Below are 22,841 nucleotides of genomic sequence, written 5' to 3'. Positions count from 1 at the left end.
GGGGTCAGGGCGCGCTACGGTTGTCGAGGAAACCGAATTTGCGGAAGACGGCCTGGCCTTCCGGGCCGGCAACAAATTCAGAGAACTGGCGTGCCAGCGGCTGATTTTTCGAGAAGTTGAGTTGAATCAGCAGCAAGGCCTGCAGGGGGGCCGTGCGTGCATCAAGATCCAGCGCCTGGATATGGGGTGCATTGTCGGGAAAGAAGGCCGTTGCCCGCCAGTTGAGCGCGATATCCCCTTCGCCACGGCGCAGGGCCAGATTGATGGCACGGGAGTCCGGCATCAGCATGGCGCGGGACACGGCTTTCGGAAAGAGTTTGCGTTCATCGAGTATGCGTTTGCTTTCCAGGCCGACGCTGCCGCTCTCGGCATTGCCGAGAATCAGGGCCAGGTCCTTGCGCAGCAATTCGTTGAGATCGGCTTTGACCTGTTTCGGATTACCTTTCGGGACAAAAATGGCAATCTGGTTGTAGCCGACCACGCGATGTTCGCCGAGCAACCCTTCGCTCAGGTATTTGGTGCGATAGCTGGGCTCACCCGGTAGATAAAGGTCCCCCTGACGGCTCTTTTTCAGGCTTTGATAAAGATCTTCAGAGCCTCCCTGGGTCAGGGTGACCTTCACTTTCTGGCTGCGCTCGAATTGCTGAGCCAGTTCGGTCATCGGCCGGATCATCGTGATCCCGCAATAAATCAGGAGTTCGCGGTCAGCCAGTGCGTTCAGGCTGGTGAGCAGGCCGGCGGCCAGGCAGATGAATCCTCTCAGCGTACGTGTCATGTGCTTCTCCCCATTTTCTTATGGTGCGATTGTACGACCGATTGCAGTCCACTCAGAGGAGCAGGAAGGCCAACATCGCAACCAGCGTTGGCAGCATGGCTGCGGCGAGCAAGCCGAGCGGGCTGACCGACTCATCGGCAAAGTGCGATTTGAGGATGGCCACACCGGCGGGATTCGGCGCATTGGCGATGATGCTGAGGCCGCCTCCGGTGACCGCGCCGGCGACGATGGCGTATTTGAATTCATCGCTGACGCCCTCGACCAGCGAGGCCAGATAAGTCAGGGCGGCATTGTCGGTGATGGCCGTGAGGCCTGTGGCCAGATAGAACAGGACAGAAGGTTCGACGCTGGTCAGGCTGGGTTGCAGCCACCACTGCTGGAGGCCGCCCAGAACGACCAGGCCGGCCAGGAAGAAGGCAACGAGCAGGCCCTCGCGCAGGATGAGGGGCGACTGGTACTGCTTGTACGCTTCGGTGTAGCCGAGGAAGAGCAGAAAGAGGCCCATGAACATCGCGGGGTGGTGAGCAAAGAGCACCACGCCCACCAGAAACACCAGATGGATGCCGGCTACCGTGATCGGCGTAGCGGTGGTGTGATCTTGCCGGGCTTCCGCCGTTTTTTCCTGTAGTTCCTGGCGGAAGAGGAAGGTCACGACCAGCGCGTTGACCATGACGGCCAGGGCGGCTTTCCAGCCGAATGTCGTGAACATGAAAGCCGTATCCCAGGCCCAGGTGGCTGCCACCATGAGGACGGGCGGGGCGGCAAAATGGGTGAGGGTGCCGCCGATCGAGATATTCACGAAGAGGACACCGAGCGTTGCGTATTGCAGGCGCGGCGACAGCCTTTGCGAGAAATAGCGGTCACGCAGCATCAGGGCGGCCAGTGTCATGGCCGCAGGTTCGGTGATGAAAGAGCCCAGCAGGGGAAGGGCGGACAGGCAAAGAAAATACACACCCACCGCCGGCGAGAGGGGCAGCAGGCGAGCCAGCCCGTTGATCAAGCCAATGATGGTGTTGAGAATGGGGCGGCTGGCGGCAATGACCATAATCACGAAAACGAACATGGGCTCCGTGAAATTCCGGCTTTCCAGATAGTCGACCGCCGCCGTCTGTCCGGTGAGCCAGAACAGGGCAAGGATCAGGATGAAGGCCCAGAAGCCAAACACCACCTCGACTTCGCCGAGGAGGTGCCAAAGCCCGGCATGCCGCGGCTGGACATGCGCCAGATGGCTGAACAGCTTGGTCGAGAAGGTGTGAAGAACGGCAATGCCGAAAATCAGGGCGGCAACAATTTCAGGAAGGCTGGTGGTCATGCGGTATCCGGTCAAACAGGGGTGTGCGTCAGACAGATCATGATGTTACCTGTTCCCGCTACCCGCTAGGGGGCTTCCCCAATGCCACGGGGGGGCGATTTCCGCTTGGAAAATGGCGCCGAATGCTTGTCGCAAGCATCCGGGCGGGCTAATCTTCGTTGGCATAGGGGCGAGAGGCGTGTGCCAACAAGTAAGGTGTTCAGGCAGGGGGCGGGGATGAAGCTGTTCAGGTCGTCGATTACGGTTTTGGTGGCACTGGGACTGGTGTGCGTGACCACCCTGATTCTGGGCGGTGCGGCCTTCATTTTTCATGACAATGAACGGCGTACCCAATATACGCAATTCGAGAACACACTCGAGATGTCGGCTGACCAACTGGTGGCGGCGTTGCGTGGCCCGCTCTGGGATATCGATGAGTTGCAGGTCCTGGCGATCATGCGTAGCGCCATGCGGATGCCCTCGATTCACGCCGTTGAGGTTTCTGACGGACAACAGCGTTTTCTGCTGACCCGCGATGAAAACTGGAATGTGGTCAGCGGCCAGGCGCTGCCCGAGGGGGACGATCTCCGGGTGATCGTTCGCCAGGTGAACTATGCCCCGGACCGTGTCCTGGCCGATCTCAAACTCTATGGCAACCCGAAGGCACTGGAAGCCCACCTGCAGAAAAGCCTGCAGTTGCTGTTGTCCGGGATCATTCTGCTCGACCTGTTGCTGGTGATCAGCCTGTTTTTGCTCTTGCGCTACCTGATTTTGCGTCCGCTGGCGCGTGTCCGCGAACATGCGGTGGCGGTCGGTGAGGGGGCGGGACTGCCGGAGAAGACCTGGCGCTATTTTGGCGAACTGGACTCTCTGGACGACTCCCTGCGCAAGGCGGCGGAATTGATCATTCAGCGCTATGAGGCGGTGCGTCAGAGCGAGGAGCGTTTCCGTTCCTTGTTGAGGGCATCGCCTGTGCCGATGGTGATCTGCTCCAATGACCGACTGGTTTTCATGAATGCCGCGTTCATCCGGACATTGGGCTACGACATGACCGATTTGCCCGATACGGCGGCATGGTGGCGGAGTGCCTATCCGGATGCGGATTATCGGGAGCATGTTCAGACCTACTGGGCCCAATTCCAGCGCAAGATTGAGGATGGCCACGATCCTGAGCCGGTCGAGGCGCTGGTTCAGACCAAGCAGGGAAAACAACTGGTCATGCTGTTCGATACGGCCATGTTGGGCGCGTCGTTCAAGGACGATTACCTCGTTTCCATGGTTGATATCACGTCACGCAAGGAGGCCGAGAACAGCCTGCGCGAATCCAATCAGCGCCTGGAGGAGCGGGTCGGCGCGCGGACGCGCGAACTCAATGAGGCCAAGGATCTGGCCGAGGCTGCTACCCGGGCCAAGAGCGAATTTCTCGCCAACATGAGCCACGAAATCCGGACCCCGATGAATGCGATTATCGGGATGGCCGATCTTGCCCTGCGTACGGGCCTCACGCCGCGCCAGCACGATTACGTTGCCAAGATCAAAACGGCGGCCGATTCCCTGCTCGGGATCATCAATGACATTCTCGATTTTTCGAAGATCGAGGCCGGACGGATGGAGCTTGAGGAAGGTGAATTCAGCCTGAACGAAGTGCTTGAGAAGGTGACTGCCCTGATTGCGCTGAAAGCGCAGGAAAAAGGCCTGGAGTTCCTGATCAATACACCGCCGGAGTTGCCGGACAGCCTGATCGGCGACCCCTTGCGTCTGCGTCAGGTGCTGGTCAACCTGTGCAATAACGCGGTCAAGTTCACCGAGCAGGGCGAGATCGTCATTGTGGCCGTGGATCGGGTCGACTGGAGCGACCAGAAAGTGACCTTGTGCTTTACGGTGCGCGATACGGGGATCGGGATGGCCCCTGATCAAGTGGCCAAGCTCTTCCAGCCCTTCACCCAGGCCGATAACTCGACGACGCGGAAGTATGGGGGTACCGGCTTGGGGCTGGCCATCAGTCAGCGCCTGGTCAGCCTGATGGGGGGCGAGATCTCGGTGCGGAGCGAGCCCGGCATCGGCAGTGATTTCAGTTTCACGGTCTGTTTCGGGCTGGGCCAGAATCCGGTACAGTCCGCCCGCCGCAGCGTACCGGCGCATGCCATTGGTCGCGTTTTGGTAATCGATGACAGTGCCAATTCGCGCGATATCTTTCAGGGCTTCCTCGGTGCATTGGGGTACGAGCCCAGTCTGGCCGAGTCGGCGGAGCAAGGCATGGCCATGCTGGCCGCCGAGGTGCAGCGGGCCCCCTATCAACTGGTTTTGATGGATTGGCGCATGCCCGGCATGGATGGTTTCGAGGCTGCCCGGCGTATCCGGAACGAGCCGGCGCGTTATGGCTCACCCAAAATCATCATGGTGACGGCGTATGGCAGCACGGATGTGGCGGACAGGGCGCGGCATCAGGCCCTGGATGCCTATCTGACCAAGCCGGTCAGTGTGTCGTCGTTGTTCGATACGATCATGACGGTGATGGCTCCCCGCGATACCTATGTCGAATCAGGGCAGCTGGCCAGCGAGTCGGATGCTGCCGCGCCGTATCTGGCGCGTATTCGCGGTATGCGGGTGCTGCTGGTTGAGGACAATGAATTCAATCAGCAGGTGGCGCAGGACCTGCTTGAAGGGGTGGCCGGCGTGCGGGTGGAGGTCGCAGGTAATGGCCGTGAGGCCCTGGAAAAGCTCGCGCATACCCAGTACGACGCAGTGCTGATGGATATCCAGATGCCGGTGATGGATGGCTTCGAGGCGACCAGCCGCCTGCGTCAGGAGGCGCGTTTCAGCAATCTGCCCATCATTGCCATGACCGCCCACGCGCTGGCCAAGGATCGCGAGGCCTGTCTGGCGGCCGGGATGAACGATTACATCAGCAAGCCGTTCGACCCGCTGGCCCTGTTTGCCAGTCTGGCCCGCTGGGCGCCGGTCTGGGAGAACGTGCGTGCATCGGTGGATGAGGCCGGTGCGGCGGAGCAGGCAACGGGGAGCGATGCCAAGGACTTGCCGGGTATTTCCCGCGAGCGGGGCATGTCGCGCTGTTTCGGCAATGCCGAGTTGTACGAGCGCTTGCTCAAACTCTTCCTGAAATCTCAGTCCAGTAACGGCATGGGGATCGGCGAAGCCTTGCAGCGCGGCGATCTCGATGCGGCGGGGATGCTGGTGCACTCACTCAAATCCAGTGCCGGGACCATCGGTGCCGAGGGGTTGCAACAGGTGGCGGCGGATCTGGAATCAGCCATCAAATCGGGCGATGCCGCGCAATGGCAGCCCAAGCTGGCCGCCTTCGAGTCGGTTTTTGAAGAAGTGATGGCCGGACTGCGTGGGTATGTCTACGCAGGCAACCCGGCTGCCTGATCCGCGCCTGCGGCGGGTTCAGATTTCCGACAACGTCGTCCGGTAACGGGCGGCGTTGTCGACGTAGTGCTCGGCCGATTTTTTCAGGCGTGCCACGTCCTCGTCGCTCAACTCGCGGACCACTTTGCCCGGTGAGCCCACGATCAGCACCTTGTCCGGGAAGACCTTGCCTTCCGGAATCAGCGTATTGGCCCCGACGATGCAGCCTTTGCCGATCACCGCCCGATTGAGCACGACGGAGCCGATGCCGATCAGGCTGCCGTCACCGACGGTGCAGCCGTGCAGCATGACGAGATGGCCGACGGTGACGTCGTTTCCGATGTGCATGGGCACGCCTTCATCGGTATGCAGCACCGAGCCGTCCTGGATATTGGTGTTGTCGCCGATGTGGATCGGATCGTTATCGCCGCGCAGCGTGGCGTTCCACCAGATCGAGGCATTTTTGCCGAGGCGGACGTCGCCGATCACGGTGGCGTTCGGGGCGATCCAGGCGTTGTCGCCGATCTGCGGGGTTTTGTCGCCAAGTTGGTAGGTGGGCATGCAGGTCTCCTGATATCGGTTTTTCGGGGTTTTCGACGGTCGACCGTCGCTCAGTCGAGTGAACGGGCAACAAAGGCCCGCGTCGCCTCGATCACGGCGGCAGGTTGATCCTTGTGGGGCGAGTGCCGGCAGTCGGCCAGTTTGACCAGATCCACATCGCGGGCGCCGGCGGCGATGCGGTCGATCTGATCCATCGTCGCATATTCGTCATCCTCGCCCTGGATGGCGAGCACCGGGCAGGTGATGCCGGGCAGGCAGTCCTCGATGTTCCAGTTGCGGAAATCCGGGTGCAGCCAGATGTCGGTCCAGGCATGAAACACCGAATCGACATCGCGGTGGTGTTTGGCCAGCTTGGCCTTCAGGTCGGTCGTCTGCCAGACCTGCAGGGCGGCCCTGATGCCGGCGAGGGTGATGTCTTCAACCATCACGTGCGGGGCCAGCACGACAATGCCGCGTGGGCGGGTACGGCCCTGGCCGGCGTTGAGCAGGGCAATCGAGCCGCCGTCGCTGTGGCCGAACAGGATGTACTGATCGATGGCCAGGTGATCGAGGAATTCAGGCAGGGCGAGCAGGGCCTCGTCGTGCATGTAGCGCGGTGTGCGCGGTGTGCCGTCGCGCGGGGTCGAGCGGCCGTAGCCGTAGCGCGAATAGACAATGGCCTCGCAGCCGGTGGCATCGGCGACCTGCTGCGGAAAGTCGCGCCACATCGAGATCGATCCCAGGCCTTCGTGCAGGAAAACGATGGGGGGCGCATCGGGGCGCGGATGGGCGGAAGGCAGGCGCAGGTATTCGAGCTGCCGGCCCTGGACGGTCACGGTAAGCATGGGGTTCTCCTCAGGACGTGGGCTGATCTGCAGTCAGCTTCTGGACAATCAAGGCCCCGACCATGTCCCCCTCGACATTGACCGCGGTGCGGGTGGTGTCGAGCAGGCGGTCGATGGGCAACAACAAGGCGATGGCCTCGGTCGGCAATCCGACGGACTCGAGCACCAGCACCATGGACAACATGCCGACGCTGGGAATCCCCGGCGCTCCGATGGCCCCGAGCATGGCGACGGCAAAGATGATCATCTGGCTGGCGATGTCCAGCTCGATCCCGGCCAGCCGGGCGACAAAGAGCGCGGCAGCGGCCTCGTAAAGAGCCGTCCCGTCCATGTTGACCGTCGCCCCCAGCGGCACGACAAAGCTGGCGATGTCCTTCCGGACATGCAGGTGCTGTTCGGTGCAGCGCAAGGTGATGGGCAGCGTGGCGGCGCTGGAACTGGTCACGAAAGCGGTGATCAGGGCTGCGCGGGCGCCTTTGAGAAAACGGATGGGCGAGATGCCGGTGATCAGCCACAGGATGCCGGGCAGGACGATCAGGCCATGGAAGAGCGTGGTGCCGGTCACGACGACGATAAAGTGAGCGAGGCTGGCCAGCAGATCCGCTTTTTGCGTGGCCACCAGTTGCAGGAGCAGGGCAGCGAGGCCCAGCGGCGCCAGGTGCATGATCCAGCCGACGACCAGCAGACAGAGGTCCTGCAGTTCGGTGAACAAGGCGCGCAGGCGGTCGAAGCGCTCGCCGCCGACGACCAGGGCAATGCCGAGAAAGAGCGCAATGATGACGATGGCCAGGATATCGCCGCTCGCCAGCGCCTTGAACGGGTTCTGGAACAGGCCGCGCAAGAACTGGGCGATGTAGTCCGGGAGCGGCATCTGACGGGCCTGGTAATTTGCGGTGGCCTCGGCAAACATCGCGAGCTGCATGCCTTCGCCCGGACGGAAAAGGTGGGCGGCGCCAAAGCCGATCAGGATGGCGATGCCCATCGTGGCAAAGAAAAACAGCAGGGTCGTCGTCCACACCCGGTGCATGCGATGGTGGGCGCGCAGATTGGCCACGCCGGTCACGATGGAGGCGAACACCAGCGGCACCAGCACCATGCGCAGCAGATCGAGAAACAGGTTGCCCAGCATCTTGGCACCATAGAGCACGGGACCGCTGGTCTCGGCCGGCGCGCCATGCAGCCAGAAGCCCGCCGCCATGCCAGCGAGACAGCCGATCAAAATCCGGGTGTTGAGCGAAACCGCTTTCATGACGCAACCATGCAATGAACGAAGCGGCATTGTAGCCGCCCCGGCCTGTGGCAAGATGCCCGCCTGTTTACCCGGAGCTGAAAATGCGCGACCTGACGACGTTGACCGCCGCCCTCAAGGCTTTTCGCGATGCGCGCGACTGGGCGCAGTTCCATTCGCTGCGCAACCTGATCGTCTCCCTCAATCTCGAAGCCGGGGAGTTGCTTGAACTTACGCAATGGCTGAAGGATGAGGAAGTCGAAGCCCTGCCGACCGACCCGCTCAAGGCCGAAGCCCTGCGCGACGAGTGCGCCGACATCCTGCTCTACTTGCTGCTGGTGGCGGACAAAGCCGGGATCGACCTGATCGAGGCTGCCGAGCAGAAACTCGAGAAAAATGCGGCGAAGTATCCGGTCGATCGCTTCAAGGGATCGCGGGCGAAGTACGATGCAGTCTGAGTGGATCGGACGCGCTCGTCCTTCATCGGCCGGGCAAATGATGCGAAAGCGTCGAAAATGGGAAAACTGGTAACATCCTCCTGTCACGCGCTTGCCCTTTCCTTCCAAGGCCCATCATGCTCAATCCCAGCGACCTCTCGCAGTTTGTTCCGCTTTCCGATCTGTCTGCCGCCGCATTGGCGCAGGCCTGTCAGCTGGGAAAGGTGCTGACGTTGAACGCCGGCCAGGAAGTGTTTGCCAGAAAGGCCACGGATACATTGAGCTACTACCTCTTGTCGGGGGAGGTGGTACTGGATGCAGAGGATGGAAAACTGCCCCTGCGCATCGTTGCCGGGGCGCCATCGGCTCGGTCAGCCTTGTCCCGCCAGCGACCACGTGGGCATCGTTGCCATGCCGCCAGCCAGTGCCAGCTGGTCGTTTTTTCTGAAGATGATCTCGATCATCTGTTGGCGCGTGATCAGGCAACGGCCTATGAGGTGACGGAGTATGAGGGGGATGATCCTCAGTGGATGTTCGACCTCTTGCGTAACCCCGCCTTCGAAAAATTGCCTCCGGCAAATTTGAATCAGTTGTTTGCCCGATTTCAGCCTCTCAGCCTCTCAGCCGGAGCGTGTGTGATCCGTCAGGGGGATGCCGGTACCGATTACTATCTGATCCGCAGCGGTCGCGCCCGGGTTTCCCGCATGACAGCGGGGGCTTTGCCGATCACCTTGGCGGAGCTTGGGCCGGGGCAAGGATTTGGCGAAGAGGCCCTGATTTCGGGGGAGCCTCGAAATGCCAGTATCGAGATGCTGACGGACGGGCAGTTGATGCGTCTGTCGGCTGCGGACTTCCATGCCTTGCTCAAAACCTCACTGGTCAGCCAGGTCGATGTCTTGCAGGCTGGCAGAATGGTTAAAGAGGGGGCGCAGATGGTGGATGTGCGCTTGGAGTCCGAGTTTGCGACCGGCTCCTTGCGCGGGAGCATCAATATTCCGCTATACCTGCTGCGCCTGAAGGTGGCGACGCTGGACCGCACAAAGCCCTGCATCCTGATTTGCCAGAGTGGGCGACGCAGCAGCGCAGCGGCTTTTCTGCTGGCGCAGAGAGGGTTCGATGTGCGCGTGCTGAGCGGTGGGCTCGATAGCCTTGGCGAGGCTCACTAGGCCTGCTGAAGTGTGCAGAAGCTTGTGGGCTCAGGCATGGACGCCGGGCACCACCCGCAGGCAAAGGCAGTACCCGGATTAAAACAGGCCGGCGTTGAGGCCGCGGCCGAACTCAGTCGCCCTCGCTCTCCAGCGTGTACTTGGCGCCCGGTCCCTGGGCCAGCAGGCTGGTCAGCGCGGGGAGTGTTTCGTGCAGGGTTTTTTCCAGCGTCCACGGCGGGTTGATGATGAACATGCCGCTGCCGTACATGCCGATGCCGTCCGGCGACGGGGCGCTGACTTCCAGCGTGGCGTGCAGCCAGTTCTTGGCGCCGAGGCCCTTCAGGCGGCCCGGCAGCTGGCGTGACTCGATCTTCGAGAGCATCGGGTACCAGATCGCGTAGGTGCCGGTGGCGAAGCGCTTCAGGGCTTCCTGCATGGCCTTGATCAGGTTGGCGTAGTCGGGCTTCGTCTCGTAGGACGGATCGATCAGCACCAGCGCCCGGCGCGGCGGCGGCGGGAGCAGGGCCTTGAGGCCGGCAAAGCCGTCGCTGTTGGCGATCTGCACCTTGCGCCCGGCGCCCTTGAAGCAGTCCTGCAGGTACTGGATGTCGGTGCTGTGCAGTTCGAAGAGGCGCAGGCGATCGCTGTCGCGCAGCAACTGGCCGGCCAGCCAGGGCGAACCCGGGTAATGACGCAATTGACCGTCCGGATTGAGCATTTTGACGAAATCCAGATAGTCGACCGCCGCCGGCGGCAAACTTTTCGCGTCCCACAGGCGGCCGACGCCATCGCGCCATTCGGCGAGCTTGTTGGCCTGGGCGGAGTCGAGCGCGTAGCGGCCGGCCCCGGCATGGGTATCGATCACCCAGAACGCTGCCGGCTTCTCGCCCATGTACTGGGCGATCTGCAGCAGGATCAGGTGCTTGAGGACGTCGGCGTGGTTGCCGGCGTGAAAGGCATGACGGTAACTGAGCATGGGCGAAGTATACTGCGGCCCCATGCCGCTCACCGAAACCTTTTTCCTCTGCCTGGCCGCCGTCGGCGCCTGGTATTGGCTCGATACCCTGAAAGTCCGCGAAATCGGCATTGAGGCCGCCCGTCGCGCCTGTGCCGAAGAGGGCTGGCAGTTTCTCGACGAAAGCGTGGCGGGGCGGGGTGTTCGCCTGGCGCGCGATGACGACGGTCAACTGCGCCTGCGCCGCATTTATGCCTTCGAGTACAGCGACACCGGCGACAACCGCCGGCAGGGGAGCGTGACCCTGCTGGGCGACGAGATCGAGCTGCTTTCCCTACGTACACGCCTGACCCTAGTCCAGAATACGCATGAAACCGACCATTGAAACCATTGACTTCCACGGTATCGAGGCCCTGCGCCTGACCGGCCCGCGCGGCGCTGCCGCCGTCATCAGCCGTCTCGGCGGCCAGGTGCTCTCCTGGACCACGCCGGACGGGCGTGAGCGCCTCTTTCTGTCCGACAAGGCCGTGTTCGACGGCAGCCAGCCGATTCGCGGTGGTGTGCCGGTGTGCTTCCCGCAGTTCGCCAACCTGGGCGACCTGCCCAAGCACGGTTTTGTCCGCACCCGCCTGTGGGATGTGGCGGCGCGCCGGGCCGGTGACGATTACGCGCTGGTCACCATGGAAACCGCGGATGACGAAGCAACCCGCGCCCTGTGGCCGCATGCCTTCAAGCTCGAACTGACCGTGATGGTCGAGACGGACCGCATCGACTTCGAACTGTGCGTGGCCAATACCGGCGAGACCGACTTCACGTTCACCGGCGCCCTGCACACCTATCTGCGCACCGTGCAGGTCGAGGATGTGGCCATCGAAGGCCTCTACGGCCACGATTACCGCGACGCCGCCAAGGGCAACACGGTCCAGCGTGACACCGGCACCCAACTGCTGATCGAGGCCGAGACGGATCGCGTGTATCGCCAGATCCGCCGCCCGCAACTCGTGCAGGCCGGCAACCTCAGTACCGGCATTCAGAGCCAGGGTTTCCCGGATGTCGTCATCTGGAACCCGTGGGTCGAGCAATGCGCGGCGCTCAAGGACATGCCGGCGGACGGCTGGCGTCACATGCTCTGCATCGAAGCCGCTGCCGCCGATACGGCCGTGACCGTACCGGCGGGCGAAGAGTGGTACGGACGCCAGACGCTGGTGGCGGTTTGAGGCCAGATTTTTTGATGCGAATCGTTTGCAAATAGCGCACTTTTGGCTATAGTCGGCGCATGCGTGCCTTTCGTCATCTGATCGCCCGTCTCGTCCTTGCCGTGATGCTGGCCACCGTCTTCTCGCCGAGTTTCGGCTGGGAGATGCTGGAAGGCATGACGCCGCATGACGCGAGCGCGACGCTGGGCGACATGCACCATGCGCCTCAGTTGGCCGAGGAGAACTGCCACGGCCATGCCAAGGGCGATGCACTGGCGAGCGACACGCACGCCAGTTCGCCGGCAGACGGCGATCTCCAGCATCACTGCTGCCCGGGCCATGTGCTGGGGCATCTCCAGGCCGGGCTGGGGCAGGGCTTGGCCTTGCCGCTGCCACGTGCCAGCCGGGCGACGGTCGACCGTGCCGAAACGGCTTTTTCTTCCCGCGCCCCGGACGGGCTTGAACGTCCGCCCCGTCACGCCGCCTGAGGGCGGCGGCTGACCGACTTTCTCCCTTTTTGAAAGCGGCCCCTGGGGCCGTAGGCTGGCCGCCGGTTGTCATGTATTACAACCGGAGTGATTCATCATGCGTGCCTTTTTTCAGCTCGCACAGTTATCAGCAGTGCTATTGACCTTGAGCCTGGGCGCAAGCGCCCCGGCGCGTGCGGATGCGGCTCATCCGAATCCGCCGCCGGGCCGGGGTGCCCTGGCGGTATTTTTTGAACAGGCCTGGGCCGGCCAGCCGGCAGCGGCCTCGTTTTCGGAGCGGACCCGCGCCGCGACGGCGCAGCGCGAAGCCGCGTCCACCTGGACGGCGGCCCCGCCCAGCATCGAAGTCGGCGGTCGAACCGATCGCTACAACCGGGATCGCGGCAGCCGCGAGCAGGAGCTGGGGCTGGTCTTGCCGCTCTGGCTGCCGGGCGAGCGCAGTCAGTCGCAAGCCCTCGCGGAAGCCGAAGGGGAGGCCTTGCACGCCCGCCAGCGGTCGACGCAGCTCAACCTCGCGCAATTTGTCCGGGATGCCTGGTGGGCCTGGCTGGCCGCCGCCAATGAAGCCGATCTGGCACAGGCGCGGCTGGCTGCGGCCAGCCGTCTGCGCGATGACGTGGCCCGTCGTTTCAATGCCGGTGATTTGTCGCGTGCCGATCTCAATCAGGCGGCCGGTGCGCGTGCCCAGGCCGAGGCGCAAGTGGCCGAGGCCGGTGCCGCCGAGCAGTTGGCCCGCTACCGCTTGCAGGCCTTGGGGGCGCCCTTGCCGGCCAGCCCCGAGATCGTTCCGGAACCTGAGCCCGCCGCAGCCGGTGCAACGGCACCGCACCCGCGTGTTCAGGCCTTGCAGGGGCGGGCCGAGGTGGCCCGGCAGCAGGCAGCCCTGGCGCGCGTGCAGTCGCGGAGTAATCCCGAACTGACGATTTCGACCCGGCGTGATCGGTCGACCGGCGGCGAGGCCTTCGATCAGACCTGGGCGCTGGCATTGCGCGTGCCTTTCGGTGCCGGTCCTCGGCACGAAGCGCGGCTGGCCACGGCCAATGCCGAGGCGGTGGAGGCTGAAGTCGAACTGCAGCGCGAACAGGCGCGGATCAATGCCGAGCAAGGCGCGTATGCGGCCTGGGTCGAGGCGGCCCGGCAGCAGGCGCAGGCCGCGTCACAACGGGCCGAACTGGCGCGTGAAAACCGCCGTTTCTACGACAAATCCTTCCGTCTGGGCGAGACCGACCTGCCCACCCGTTTGCGCATCGAAAGCGAAGCCATGGAGGCGGAGCGGGCGCTGGTACGGGCGCGCATCGCGCAGGCCCAGGGCATTTCGCAGTGGCGCCAGGCCTTGGGCCTGTTGCCGGAATAAGGAATACACATGAAAAAACATCTCTGGATGGCGTTGACCGTCGGCCTCTGTCTGGCCGGCCTGGTGCGCGCTGATGAGGGGGCCGTGCCCCTGCCGGTGGCCGTGCTTGAAAGCGAAAGCTTCGAAGCCGTTGGCCGACTGAAGGCCGAGGGGTTCAGCTGGTACATCGATCAGGCCGACAGCAATGCGCCGGTGCTGGGCGCAGCGGTGGACATCGAGTCTGGCGGACGCAGCGTCAAAGCGGTGTTCCGGCCCGAGACCGGCGATTACTGGGTGGCCGATGAGGCCTGGTTGAAACCGCTGCGTGCCGCCGGCCATCACCCGCTGGCCCTGACCGTCATTGCCGGGCAGGACAGCGATCTCCTGGCTGGCGAACTGCATGTCGAGGCGGGCGACTCTGTTTCCCCGGGCCGCTTTGACGCGGACTGGCGCTGGGTCGGGCTGGCAGTGTCCGGCCTGCTGGTGTTCGTCTGGTTGCGTCGCAAGCGGGGAGGTGCCGTATGAAAACGAGGCTGAATTTGAAACCGCTTGCCATGCTGACGCTGCTCCTGCTGGGGCCTGCCCTGAACACGGGGGCGTGGGCGCATGAGGGACACGACGATGGCGATGCGAAAAAAGCCGTGCTGGTGCCGGGCAATGCGCCGCTGCGCCTGCCGGACGGGACGGTCTTTCTCCCCAAATCCGCCCAGCGCGGCATGGGGGTGTTGACCCAGGCGCTGGTCGCGGCCGATTTGCCGCGCACGCTCGAACTGCCGGGGCGGGTCATCATGGACCCGCACGTCGGTGGCCGTGTGCAGGCCATGATCCCGGGCCGCATCGAGGCGGCCGGGCCGCATGGTTTGCCGGCCGCAGGCAGCAAGGTGAAAAAGGGCGACATCCTGGCCTGGGTGGTGCCGGCATCCGGCGCCATCGAACGGGCCAACCAGTCGGCCTTGCAGGCAGAACTGAAGGCCAGCCTGGGCCTGGCCGAACGACGTCTGGCGCGCCTGCGCGAACTGGCTGACACGGTGCCTAAAAAGGACATCGATACCGCCGAGAGCGATGTGGCCAGCCTGAAAGGGCGTCTGGCGGCGGTGAGCGGCGGCTTGTCCGGCCGGGAGGCGCTGGTTGCGCCGGTGAGTGGCGTGCTGGCTGCGAGCAATGCCGTGGTCGGTCAGGTGGTGGAGCCGAAGGAACTGATTTTCGAACTGATCGATCCGGACAGCCTGCATGTTGAAGCCACCGCCTTTGATCCGATCCCGCTCGATCAGGTGGCTGCGGCCACAGTCGCTGTCGGCGAGGGCAGCCAGCAGCAGGCCATTCCGCTGAGTTTCGTCGGGGCGCCGCGCCGGCTGCGTGAGCAGGCCTTGCCGCTGATTTTCGAAAATCATGCGGCCGGGGCGGGCATGGCCCTGCCGCTGGGCCAGCCGGTGAAAGTGCAGGTCAAATTGAAGTCGACCGTCAGCGGCCTGCCGTTGCCGGCCTCGGCGCTGACCCGCAATACCGCCAACCAGATCGTGGTCTGGGTGAAGACGGCGCCGGAACGTTTCGAGGCCCGTCCGATCCGCAGCGAGCCGCTCGACGGCGTGCGCGTGCTGGTGACCGACGGCCTCAAGGCCGGCGAGCGGGTGGTGGTGCAGGGCGCCAGCCTGATCGCGCAGATTCGCTAGGAGCTGCCCATGTTTCAATGGTTAGTCGAAAAAAGCCTGGGCAGCCGCCTGTTCGTGCTGGTTGCGGCGGCGGTGCTCATGGTCTGGGGCGCCGTGCAGGCGACCCGTCTGCCGGTCGACGTGTTTCCCGACCTCAACAAGCCGACCGTCACGGTGATGACCGAGGCGGGCGGCATGGCCCCGGAGGAAGTCGAGCAATTGCTCAGTTTCCCGCTGGAGACCGCGATGAGCGGTTTGCCCGGCATCGCCAACGTACGCTCGATTTCGAGTGCCGGTCTGTCCTTCGTGTATCTGACCTTTGACTGGAGCGTCGATGTCTATCGCGCCCGGCAGATGGTCAGCGAACGTCTGACGGCCATGGAGGCGACGCTGCCGCCCGGCGCCGTGCCGCGCATGGGGCCGGTGTCGTCGATCATGGGCGAGATCATGCTGGTGGCCATTCCGATCCGGGGCGGCCAGGCCGATCCCAAGGCCGCCCGCGAGTACGCCGACTGGGTGCTCCGGCCGCGCCTGATGGCGATTGCCGGCGTCTCGCAGGTCATCCCGATCGGCGGCGAGGTGCGTCAGTTCCAGGTCCAGCCGGATACCCAGAAGATGGCGACGCTGGGCATTTCGCTGGCGCAGATCGAGGACGCGGTGCGCGGCTTTGCCGCCAACACCTCGGGCGGTTTTCTTGAACTCAACGGCCGCGAGTACCTGATCCGCCACCTGGGCCGCAGCGCCCGTCTGGACGATCTGCGCAATCTGGCACTGACCTCGCGCGAATCGGTCAGTGGCTACCAGCCGATCCTGCTCCGTCAGGTCGCCGAAGTCGGTTTTGCGGCGGCGATCAAGCGCGGTGACGGCGGTTTTGCCGATGCCGAGGGCGGCACGCCGGCGGTGATCCTGAGCATCCAGAAGCAGCCGACGGCCGATACGGTCGACCTCACCCGGCGCCTCGAAAGCGCGCTGGCCGAGCTGAAAACCAGCGTCCCGGCCGGCATGAGCGCGCCGCAGGTGATCTTCCGCCAGGCCGATTTCATCGAGGCCTCGCTCGGTAACCTGCAGATGAAGCTGCTCCTGGCTGCCTGCCTGGTGGCGGGCGTGCTCTTCTTCTTCCTCGGCAACTTCCGCACCATGCTGATTTCGCTGACCGCGATTCCGCTGTCCATCCTGACCGCCATCCTGGTCTTCAAGTGGCTGGGGCTGTCGATCAACACCATGACGCTGGGCGGGCTGGCCATCGCCATCGGTGAACTGGTGGACGATGCGGTCGTGGATGTCGAGAACATCCTGCGCCGCCTGAAGGAAAAGGCAGCCAGCGGTGTCGCGTATTCGGTGCGCGAGACGGTGATTGCCGCCTCGCTGGAAGTTCGCACGGCCATTGTCTACGCCACCCTGATCATCGCCCTCGTGTTCGTGCCACTTTTTGCCTTGCCCGGCATTGAAGGGCGTTTGTTCGTGCCGCTCGGCGTGGCCTACATCGTCTCGATCCTGGCCTCGCTGGCGGTGTCGGTGCTGGTCACGCCCGTGCTCGCCTCGCTCCTGTTGCCGGCGCTGGTGCGCGAGACGCATGGCGAAACACGGCTGGTGGTCTGGCTCAAGGGCCACTACGCACGGGCTCTGCAGCGCGTCCTGGCGGCGCCCAAGGGGCCCGTGGCCGCAGCGGCTGCGATGGTCGTGCTGGCGACGGCGGCGGTGCCGTTCTTCCCGACCACCTTCCTGCCGCCGTTCAACGAAGGCTCGATCACCCTCGGCCTGCGCCTCAATCCCGGGGCCACGCTGTCCGAGTCGATCCGCATCGCCAGTGCGGCGGAACAGGCCCTGCGCGGCCTGCCGGAAATCCAGCACATGGGTCGGCGGACCGGGCGGGCCGAGCTCGACGAGCATGCCGAAGGCGTGCATGTGACCGAGTTCGAGATCAAGCTGAAGCCGGGCGGGCGGCCCAAGGAGGCGGTCTATGCCGACATCCGCCAGCGCCTCAAGGACCTGCCGGCCAGCCTCAGCCTCGGTCAGCCGATTGCCCACCGCATCGACCACATGCTCTCTGGCGTCCGCGCGCAGATCGCGATCAAGCTCTTTGGCGAAGATCTCGATACGCTACGCTCGCAGGCCGGGCTCCTGCGCGAGCGCCTGGCGAAAATTCCCGGCATGGCCGACCTGGAAATCGAGAAGCAGGTGCTGGCGCCGCAGATCAAGGTGCGGGTCGATTTCGACGCGGCCGCCCGCTACGGCATCTCGACCGCGCAGCTGACGCGCAGCCTGCAGACTCTGGTCGATGGCGAGAAGGTGACGCAGATCGTCGAGGGCAACCGCCGTTTCGATCTCGTCGTTCGTCTGCCGGAACGCGGGCGCTCGCTGGAAGGCCTGGACAAGCTGCTGATCGAAACGCCGGGCGGGCGCGTCCCGCTCTCCAAGCTGGCCAGCATCGAGGATGCCGACGGGCCGAACCAGATCACCCGCGACGAAGGCCGGCGGCGCATCGTCATCTCGGCCAACGTGCAAGGCCGGGCCTTGTCCGAGGTCGTCGATGAACTGCGTGCGGCGGTTGCCGCCTTCCCGTTGCCGGAAGGCTATTTCATTACCCTCGGCGGCCAGTTCCAAGCACAGGAAGAAGCGGCACGGCTGATTGCGCTGCTCGCGCTCGGTTCGGCCCTGCTCATTTTCATGGTGCTCTACAGCCGCTACCGCTCCGCCGTGCTGGCCGGGCTGATCATGGCCAACGTGCCGCTGGCGCTGGTCGGCAGCGTGATCGGCCTGTGGCTCTCCGGGCAGCCGCTCTCGGTTGCGGCCCTGATCGGCTTCATCACGCTGGCCGGGATCGCCACCCGCAACGGCATCCTGAAAATCAGCCATTACCTCAACCTGATGCGCTTCGAGGGTGAGGTGTTCGGTCTGCCGATGATCGTGCGCGGCTCGCTCGAACGCCTGACGCCGGTGCTGATGACCGCGCTGGTCGCGGCCTTTGCGCTGGCCCCCTTGCTCTTCGAGGCCGAGCAGCCGGGGACGGAAATCCTGCATCCGGTGGCGGTCGTCATCTTCTCCGGGCTGGTCAGTTCGACCCTGCTCGACACCTTCATCACCCCGGCCCTGTTCTGGTTGTTCGGGCAACAGCCGGCCCAACGTCTGCTCGCCGAAGGCGGCGAGGACAATTTCTGATTCATTTCTGCAAGGAGTTTGAAAATGCATGCAAAAACCCTGTTGACCGTCGCCGCCACCCTGTTTGCGCTGGCGCTGCCCATGACCGGCGCGCAGGCCCATGTCGATCACGGCAAGCCGCAGTTCGGCGGCGTGGTTGCCGAGGCCGGTGAGGCGCAGTTCGAAATCGTCAGTGCCGACGGCAAGATCACCGTCCATGCCAGCAATCATGGGGCGCCTGTCGCCACGGACGGGGCCAGTGGCAAATTGACCATCCTGGCCGGGGCAGAGAAGCGCGAAGTGCTCTTGAAAGCAGCCGGCGCCAACCGCCTGACGGGCGAGGGTACTTACAGCGCCGGTGCCAAGCTGCTCCTGCAGGTGCAGTGGCCGGGCAAGGCCCCGCTGCAGGCTCGCGTGGTCGTTCGTTGAGGGGGCGGCGATGCGTCCCCTCATGATGCGTCGTCGCCTGCTCGGTGCCGCGGCCCTCGGTCTGGGGCTCGGCCTCTCCGGCCTGACCCGCGCGGCCCGGCCGACGGTCGACGTCTGGAAAGACCCGAATTGCGGGTGTTGCCAGGACTGGATTGCCCACCTTGAGCAGGCGGGCTTTGCCGTGCAGGTGCACCCCACCGGCAATCAAGCCGCCCGTCAGCGCCTGGGCTTGCCCGAGCGCTACGCCTCCTGCCATACCGCGCAGATTGGCGGCTATGTGATCGAAGGGCATGTGCCTGCCCGTGATATCCAGCGCCTGCTGCGCGAGCAGCCCAAGGCCCTGGGTCTGGCCGCGCCGGGCATGCCCGTGGGGTCGCCGGGGATGGATGGCCCGGCCTACGGGGGACGTCGCGATCCCTATGCGGTTTTGCTGGTCCAGCGCGATGGCAGCAGTCGGGTTTTTGCCCGTTATCCGCAGGCGGGGGGATAGGCGCTGTGCCAAAACAGGGTGATCCCGGGGGAGACCGACGCACAGCCTCCCCGGGGGACACCCTCGTTACCTTGCCGGCGGGTTGGGCGCTGGGCTAGGATGCCGCTATAAAGAACGCGGGAGTAGGGGAATTCGGGTGCCTTTTTTGCCTGGTCGCATGAGTATCGTCGCCACGTTGGCGACCCTGGTGGTGTGTTTGCTGGCCAGCGGCGTGGTGGGTTGGCTCGATCTCCGACGTCAGTCGAGCGATGAGCGCCAGCTCGTCCTGATCGAACTGGCCCCGGTCCGGGCGGACCTGGAAGGCACCATCAACGCGACCTTTCGCGCCACGGACGGCTTGTGTAACCTGATTGCCATCCAGCGGGGGGTATCCCCCGATTTGTATGCGGAAATGGCACGCATGGCCATCGCGCAAAGCCCGCATATCCGTAATATCGCAGCGGCCCCCGATGATGTGGTGCGCTTTGTCTATCCGCTTGAAGGCAATGAGCGCGTCCTCGGCTTGCGTTACGAGTCGGTGCCGGAGCAATACCGCACGGTGAAACTGGCGCGCGAACTGCGCCATGCCGTACTGGTCGGTCCGGTGAATCTGGTGCAGGGCGGACGGGCCTTGATCAACCGGACACCGGTATTTATCTCCCACAACGGCAAAGAAACCTACTGGGGGACCGTGGCCATTGTGGCGCGTGTGGAGTCCCTGCTGGCGCCGCTGATGCAAGGCGAGCAGGGGCGTGTCCGTTATGCCCTGCGCGACAAGCGGGATACACAGGGCTTGATCCAGGGCGACCCGGCGGTCTTTTCGGCCAGCCCGGTCGTCACCGAGATTCAGGTGCCAGGCGGGACCTGGGAGCTGGCCGCCGTGCCGGTGGGCGGCTGGCATTCGCGCAGCCTGCTGCATTCCGTCTTCTTTCAGGTCGGTATTCTGATCAGCCTGTTGATCAGCACCATCGTCATGCTGCGCGCCTCGCATTTGCAGCAGGCGCGGCAGCGGCAGCGCGAACTGGAGCAGGAAATCGCCGAACGCCAGCGTCTGGAAGTGGCGGCGGAACTCACCCGTCAACAGCTCTTCGCCAATCTGGAGAACACGCCGACAGTGGCCATCCAGTGGTATGACGAAGACGGACGCGTACTCTACTGGAACCCGGCGTCGGAGACGCTTTATGGGTATTCGGCGGGAGAAATGCTGGGCACGATTCCCGAAGGCACCTTGTTCGACAAGGCTACCTTTGATGCCTTCCTGGAGATTACCCGCGAGATCAAGGCCTCCGGCCAAGCCTACGGGCCGTATGAGATCAATACCCGCCACAAGGATGGCCGCGTCATTTCGCTGATGGCGACCACCTTTGCGATCCCGATGGATCAGGGCGGAATCGGTTTTGTCTGCATGGATGTGGACATGACTGAACACAAGCTGCAGCAGGAGCGTCTGAAACTCTCTGCGGCGGTGATGGCGTCAACGGCGGAGGGTGTGCTGATTACTGATGCCAGCACGCGCATTGTGGCGGTGAATCCTGCCTTTACCGAGATTACCGGCTATCAGGAGGCCGAAGTCCTCGGCCAGAAACCCGCCATCCTCCGCTCCGATTGCCATCAGGAAGATTTCTACCAGACGATGTGGCGGACCCTTCAGGAGGCCGGGGTCTGGCGTGGGGAACTGTGGAACCGGCGCAAGAACGGCGAGCTGTTTCCGGAGTGGCTGACCATCAGCACCCTGCGTAACGAAGCCGGCGACGTTACGCATTATGTCGGCGTCTTCTCCGATATCTCCTCGATCAAGCAATCGCAGGAAAAACTCGAGCACCTGGCGCATTTTGATCCGCTGACCGAGTTGCCCAACCGCGTTCTCTTCCAGGATCGCCTGGCCCATGCCATTGACCGGGCGCAGCGCTACGACCATCAGGTGGCGGTCCTGTTGATGGACCTCGATGGTTTCAAGACGGTGAATGACAGCCTCGGTCATCCGGTGGGGGACCAACTGCTGCAGGGCGTGGCGGCGCGCCTGCGTGCCTGTGTGCGCGTCGAAGACACGGTGGCCCGTCTGGGCGGCGATGAATTCGCGCTGATCCTGTCCAACATGCAGGATGGCGGCGATGCCATCGAGGTGGTGCGCAAGATTCTCTCCAGCGTCGAGCAGCCGTTCAGTCTGAATGGGCTGGGGGCCATGGTGACCGCCAGTGTCGGGATTGCCGTCTTCCCCGGTGATGGAAAAACATCCACTGAACTGGTGCGTAATGCCGACGCGGCGATGTATGGCGCCAAGGAAGGCGGCCGCAATACCTACCGTTTCTACCAGGCGTCGATGACCGAGAAAGCGCAGGATCGCCTCTTCCGCGAAGCAGCCCTGCGCCGTGCCATTGAAAACCGTGAATTCGAAGTCTGGTTCCAGCCGCAGGTCAGCCTGCACACGGGCCGGATGACCGGCGCGGAAGCCCTGGTTCGCTGGCGCGACCCCGAGCGCGGGCTGGTGCCGCCCATCGACTTCATTCCGCTGGCCGAGCGTACCGGCCAGATCATCCAGATCGGTGAGCAGGTGCTTGATCAGGTCTGTGCTGCGGCGCGGCGCTGGCTCGATGCCGGGCATGCCTTCGGGCGGCTGGCCATCAATGTGGCCATTCCGCAGATCGAGCGCAGCGATCTGGCCGCCACCCTGCGCAGCCGTCTGACGGCGGCCCGGCTTCCGCCGGATTGTCTGGAAATCGAGATTACCGAAAGCCTGATCATGGAGAGCGGCGGCACCGCCCGCGACGTCCTGCTCGCCGTGCAGGGGATCGGTGTGACGACTTCGGTGGATGATTTCGGGACGGGTTATTCGTCGCTGGCCTATCTGAAAGACCTGCCGATCGACAATCTCAAGATCGACCGTGCTTTCATCCGTGACCTGCCGGATAATCCGGACGACATCGCGATTGCCCGTGCCATCATCGCGATGGCGCACAGCCTGGGCTTCAAGGTCATCGCGGAAGGGATCGAAACCGAGGCGCAGATGGATTTCCTGAAGGCCGAAGGCTGCGATGAGGCTCAAGGCTATTTCATCGGGAAACCGATGCCCATGACCGACTTCGAGTCCTGGCTGACCACCTCGCGCTATGCCCCCGGCGCCACTCCACACTGATCGAACTGCGTGATTCTCAAGAAAACCGAACATCTCCCGGCCGAAGACCGAGGTACCCGCGTTGCCCTCATCTATGCCGTCACCGCCGAAGCCTTGGATGCGTTTTACGAGCATGGCCAATGGTTGACCGTCGCCCAGGCGGCCAGCCTCTGTGCCGACTGGCTGGCCCGCTCGCGCCGCAGCTTGCCGCAGGAGGAGCGCAAACGACTGGCAGGCCACGGCTGTGCCCTGGCTCAGGAGGTCGCAGCTGCGCTGTCGCGCGAGGCGGGTCTGTTCATGGCGCACGAACTGATGGCCTCGCTCGATCGCAACTACATTTCCGATGCCGGCACCTCCATCATGGACGAATGCACGCGGCGCGAGGCATTGCCTTGAGTCGCTGGCCAAACTGACCAGGGCCGCTCAAGCGCAGGCGGCG

20 protein-coding genes are annotated in these 22,841 nt (G+C 63.9%); 14 read left to right on the top strand and 6 right to left on the bottom strand.

Features of this window, described 5'->3' with window-relative positions; genetic code table 11:
* Nucleotides 1-4: 4 nt before the first annotated feature.
* Together AACO21_RS04035 and AACO21_RS04030 are read right to left on the bottom strand one after the other, a co-directional pair.
* Nucleotides 5-775, bottom strand: a complete 771-nt coding sequence (locus AACO21_RS04035) for a substrate-binding domain-containing protein (RefSeq protein WP_346191207.1) — start codon at nt 773-775, stop codon at nt 5-7.
* Nucleotides 776-827: 52 nt separating this feature from the next.
* Nucleotides 828-2,087 (bottom strand): putative Na+/H+ antiporter, encoded by a 1,260-nt coding sequence (locus AACO21_RS04030; RefSeq protein ID WP_346191206.1) that lies wholly within the window; start codon nt 2,085-2,087, stop codon nt 828-830.
* 216 nt (nt 2,088-2,303) lie between these two features.
* Here AACO21_RS04030 and AACO21_RS04025 point away from each other — a divergent pair, with 216 nt between their 5' ends.
* Nucleotides 2,304-5,456 (top strand): response regulator, encoded by a 3,153-nt coding sequence (locus AACO21_RS04025; RefSeq protein ID WP_346191205.1) that lies wholly within the window; start codon nt 2,304-2,306, stop codon nt 5,454-5,456.
* Nucleotides 5,457-5,474: 18 nt separating this feature from the next.
* Here AACO21_RS04025 and AACO21_RS04020 read toward each other — a convergent pair whose 3' ends face one another.
* Genes AACO21_RS04020 through AACO21_RS04010 form a run of 3 tightly spaced genes read right to left on the bottom strand, consistent with a single transcriptional unit; the run spans nt 5,475 to nt 8,069 of the window.
* Complete coding sequence (locus AACO21_RS04020; protein WP_346191204.1) at nt 5,475-5,996, bottom strand: gamma carbonic anhydrase family protein; 522 nt, start codon at nt 5,994-5,996, stop codon at nt 5,475-5,477.
* Nucleotides 5,997-6,046: 50 nt separating this feature from the next.
* Nucleotides 6,047-6,820, bottom strand: a complete 774-nt coding sequence (locus AACO21_RS04015) for an alpha/beta hydrolase (RefSeq protein ID WP_346191203.1) — start codon at nt 6,818-6,820, stop codon at nt 6,047-6,049.
* A 10-nt stretch (nt 6,821-6,830) separates the two neighbouring features.
* Complete coding sequence (locus AACO21_RS04010; protein WP_346191202.1) at nt 6,831-8,069, bottom strand: dicarboxylate/amino acid:cation symporter; 1,239 nt, start codon at nt 8,067-8,069, stop codon at nt 6,831-6,833.
* Between the two features lie 83 nt (nt 8,070-8,152).
* On the opposite strand from AACO21_RS04010, the gene AACO21_RS04005 reads away from it, so the two are divergent.
* Both AACO21_RS04005 and AACO21_RS04000 read left to right on the top strand, forming a co-directional pair.
* Nucleotides 8,153-8,506, top strand: coding sequence for a nucleotide pyrophosphohydrolase (locus AACO21_RS04005; protein ID WP_346191201.1), 354 nt, complete (start codon nt 8,153-8,155; stop codon nt 8,504-8,506).
* 116 nt (nt 8,507-8,622) lie between these two features.
* Nucleotides 8,623-9,651, top strand: a complete 1,029-nt coding sequence (locus AACO21_RS04000) for a cyclic nucleotide-binding domain-containing protein (protein ID WP_346191200.1) — start codon at nt 8,623-8,625, stop codon at nt 9,649-9,651.
* A gap of 112 nt (nt 9,652-9,763) precedes the next feature.
* On the opposite strand, the gene rlmJ is transcribed toward AACO21_RS04000, so the two are convergent.
* Complete coding sequence (gene rlmJ / locus AACO21_RS03995) at nt 9,764-10,609, bottom strand: 23S rRNA (adenine(2030)-N(6))-methyltransferase RlmJ (protein ID WP_346191199.1); 846 nt, start codon at nt 10,607-10,609, stop codon at nt 9,764-9,766.
* On the opposite strand from rlmJ, the gene AACO21_RS03990 reads away from it, so the two are divergent.
* From AACO21_RS03990 to AACO21_RS03940, 11 genes are all read left to right on the top strand, one after another.
* Nucleotides 10,608-10,973, top strand: coding sequence for a DUF3301 domain-containing protein (locus AACO21_RS03990; RefSeq protein WP_346191198.1), 366 nt, complete (start codon nt 10,608-10,610; stop codon nt 10,971-10,973). The genes rlmJ and AACO21_RS03990 overlap by 2 nt on opposite strands.
* Nucleotides 10,957-11,805, top strand: coding sequence for a D-hexose-6-phosphate mutarotase (locus AACO21_RS03985; protein ID WP_346191197.1), 849 nt, complete (start codon nt 10,957-10,959; stop codon nt 11,803-11,805). The genes AACO21_RS03990 and AACO21_RS03985 overlap by 17 nt, the downstream gene beginning before the upstream one ends.
* 59 nt (nt 11,806-11,864) lie before the next feature.
* The gene (locus tag AACO21_RS03980; RefSeq protein WP_346191196.1) at nt 11,865-12,272 is read left to right on the top strand and encodes a hypothetical protein; all 408 of its coding nucleotides are present in this window, start codon (nt 11,865-11,867) and stop codon (nt 12,270-12,272) included.
* 97 nt (nt 12,273-12,369) lie between these two features.
* A complete protein-coding gene (locus AACO21_RS03975; protein WP_346191195.1) occupies nt 12,370-13,626 on the top strand; it encodes a TolC family protein in 1,257 nt (418 codons plus the stop codon).
* A 9-nt stretch (nt 13,627-13,635) separates the two neighbouring features.
* Nucleotides 13,636-14,130 (top strand): hypothetical protein, encoded by a 495-nt coding sequence (locus AACO21_RS03970; protein ID WP_346191194.1) that lies wholly within the window; start codon nt 13,636-13,638, stop codon nt 14,128-14,130.
* Nucleotides 14,127-15,275 carry an HlyD family efflux transporter periplasmic adaptor subunit gene (locus tag AACO21_RS03965; protein WP_346191193.1) on the top strand — a complete coding sequence of 383 codons (1,149 nt, stop codon included), beginning with the start codon at nt 14,127-14,129 and terminating at the stop codon, nt 15,273-15,275. The genes AACO21_RS03970 and AACO21_RS03965 overlap by 4 nt, the downstream gene beginning before the upstream one ends.
* A 9-nt stretch (nt 15,276-15,284) precedes the next feature.
* Nucleotides 15,285-18,413 carry an efflux RND transporter permease subunit gene (locus AACO21_RS03960; RefSeq protein ID WP_346191192.1) on the top strand — a complete coding sequence of 1,043 codons (3,129 nt, stop codon included), beginning with the start codon at nt 15,285-15,287 and terminating at the stop codon, nt 18,411-18,413.
* A gap of 24 nt (nt 18,414-18,437) precedes the next feature.
* Nucleotides 18,438-18,821, top strand: a complete 384-nt coding sequence (locus tag AACO21_RS03955) for a hypothetical protein (protein ID WP_346191191.1) — start codon at nt 18,438-18,440, stop codon at nt 18,819-18,821.
* Nucleotides 18,822-18,846: 25 nt separating this feature from the next.
* Nucleotides 18,847-19,311 carry a DUF411 domain-containing protein gene (locus tag AACO21_RS03950; RefSeq protein ID WP_346191422.1) on the top strand — a complete coding sequence of 155 codons (465 nt, stop codon included), beginning with the start codon at nt 18,847-18,849 and terminating at the stop codon, nt 19,309-19,311.
* A gap of 157 nt (nt 19,312-19,468) precedes the next feature.
* Nucleotides 19,469-22,423, top strand: coding sequence for an EAL domain-containing protein (locus tag AACO21_RS03945; RefSeq protein WP_346191190.1), 2,955 nt, complete (start codon nt 19,469-19,471; stop codon nt 22,421-22,423).
* 9 nt (nt 22,424-22,432) lie between these two features.
* Nucleotides 22,433-22,798, top strand: coding sequence for a hypothetical protein (locus tag AACO21_RS03940; RefSeq protein ID WP_346191189.1), 366 nt, complete (start codon nt 22,433-22,435; stop codon nt 22,796-22,798).
* The last annotated feature ends 43 nt before the right edge of the window (nt 22,799-22,841 follow it).

This window comes from Dechloromonas sp. ZS-1, assembly GCF_039649255.1.
Taxonomy (GTDB): Bacteria; Pseudomonadota; Gammaproteobacteria; order Burkholderiales; family Rhodocyclaceae; genus Azonexus.
Note: the sequence above shows the minus strand (reverse complement) of the source record. Positions and strands in the feature narration are given on the sequence as shown.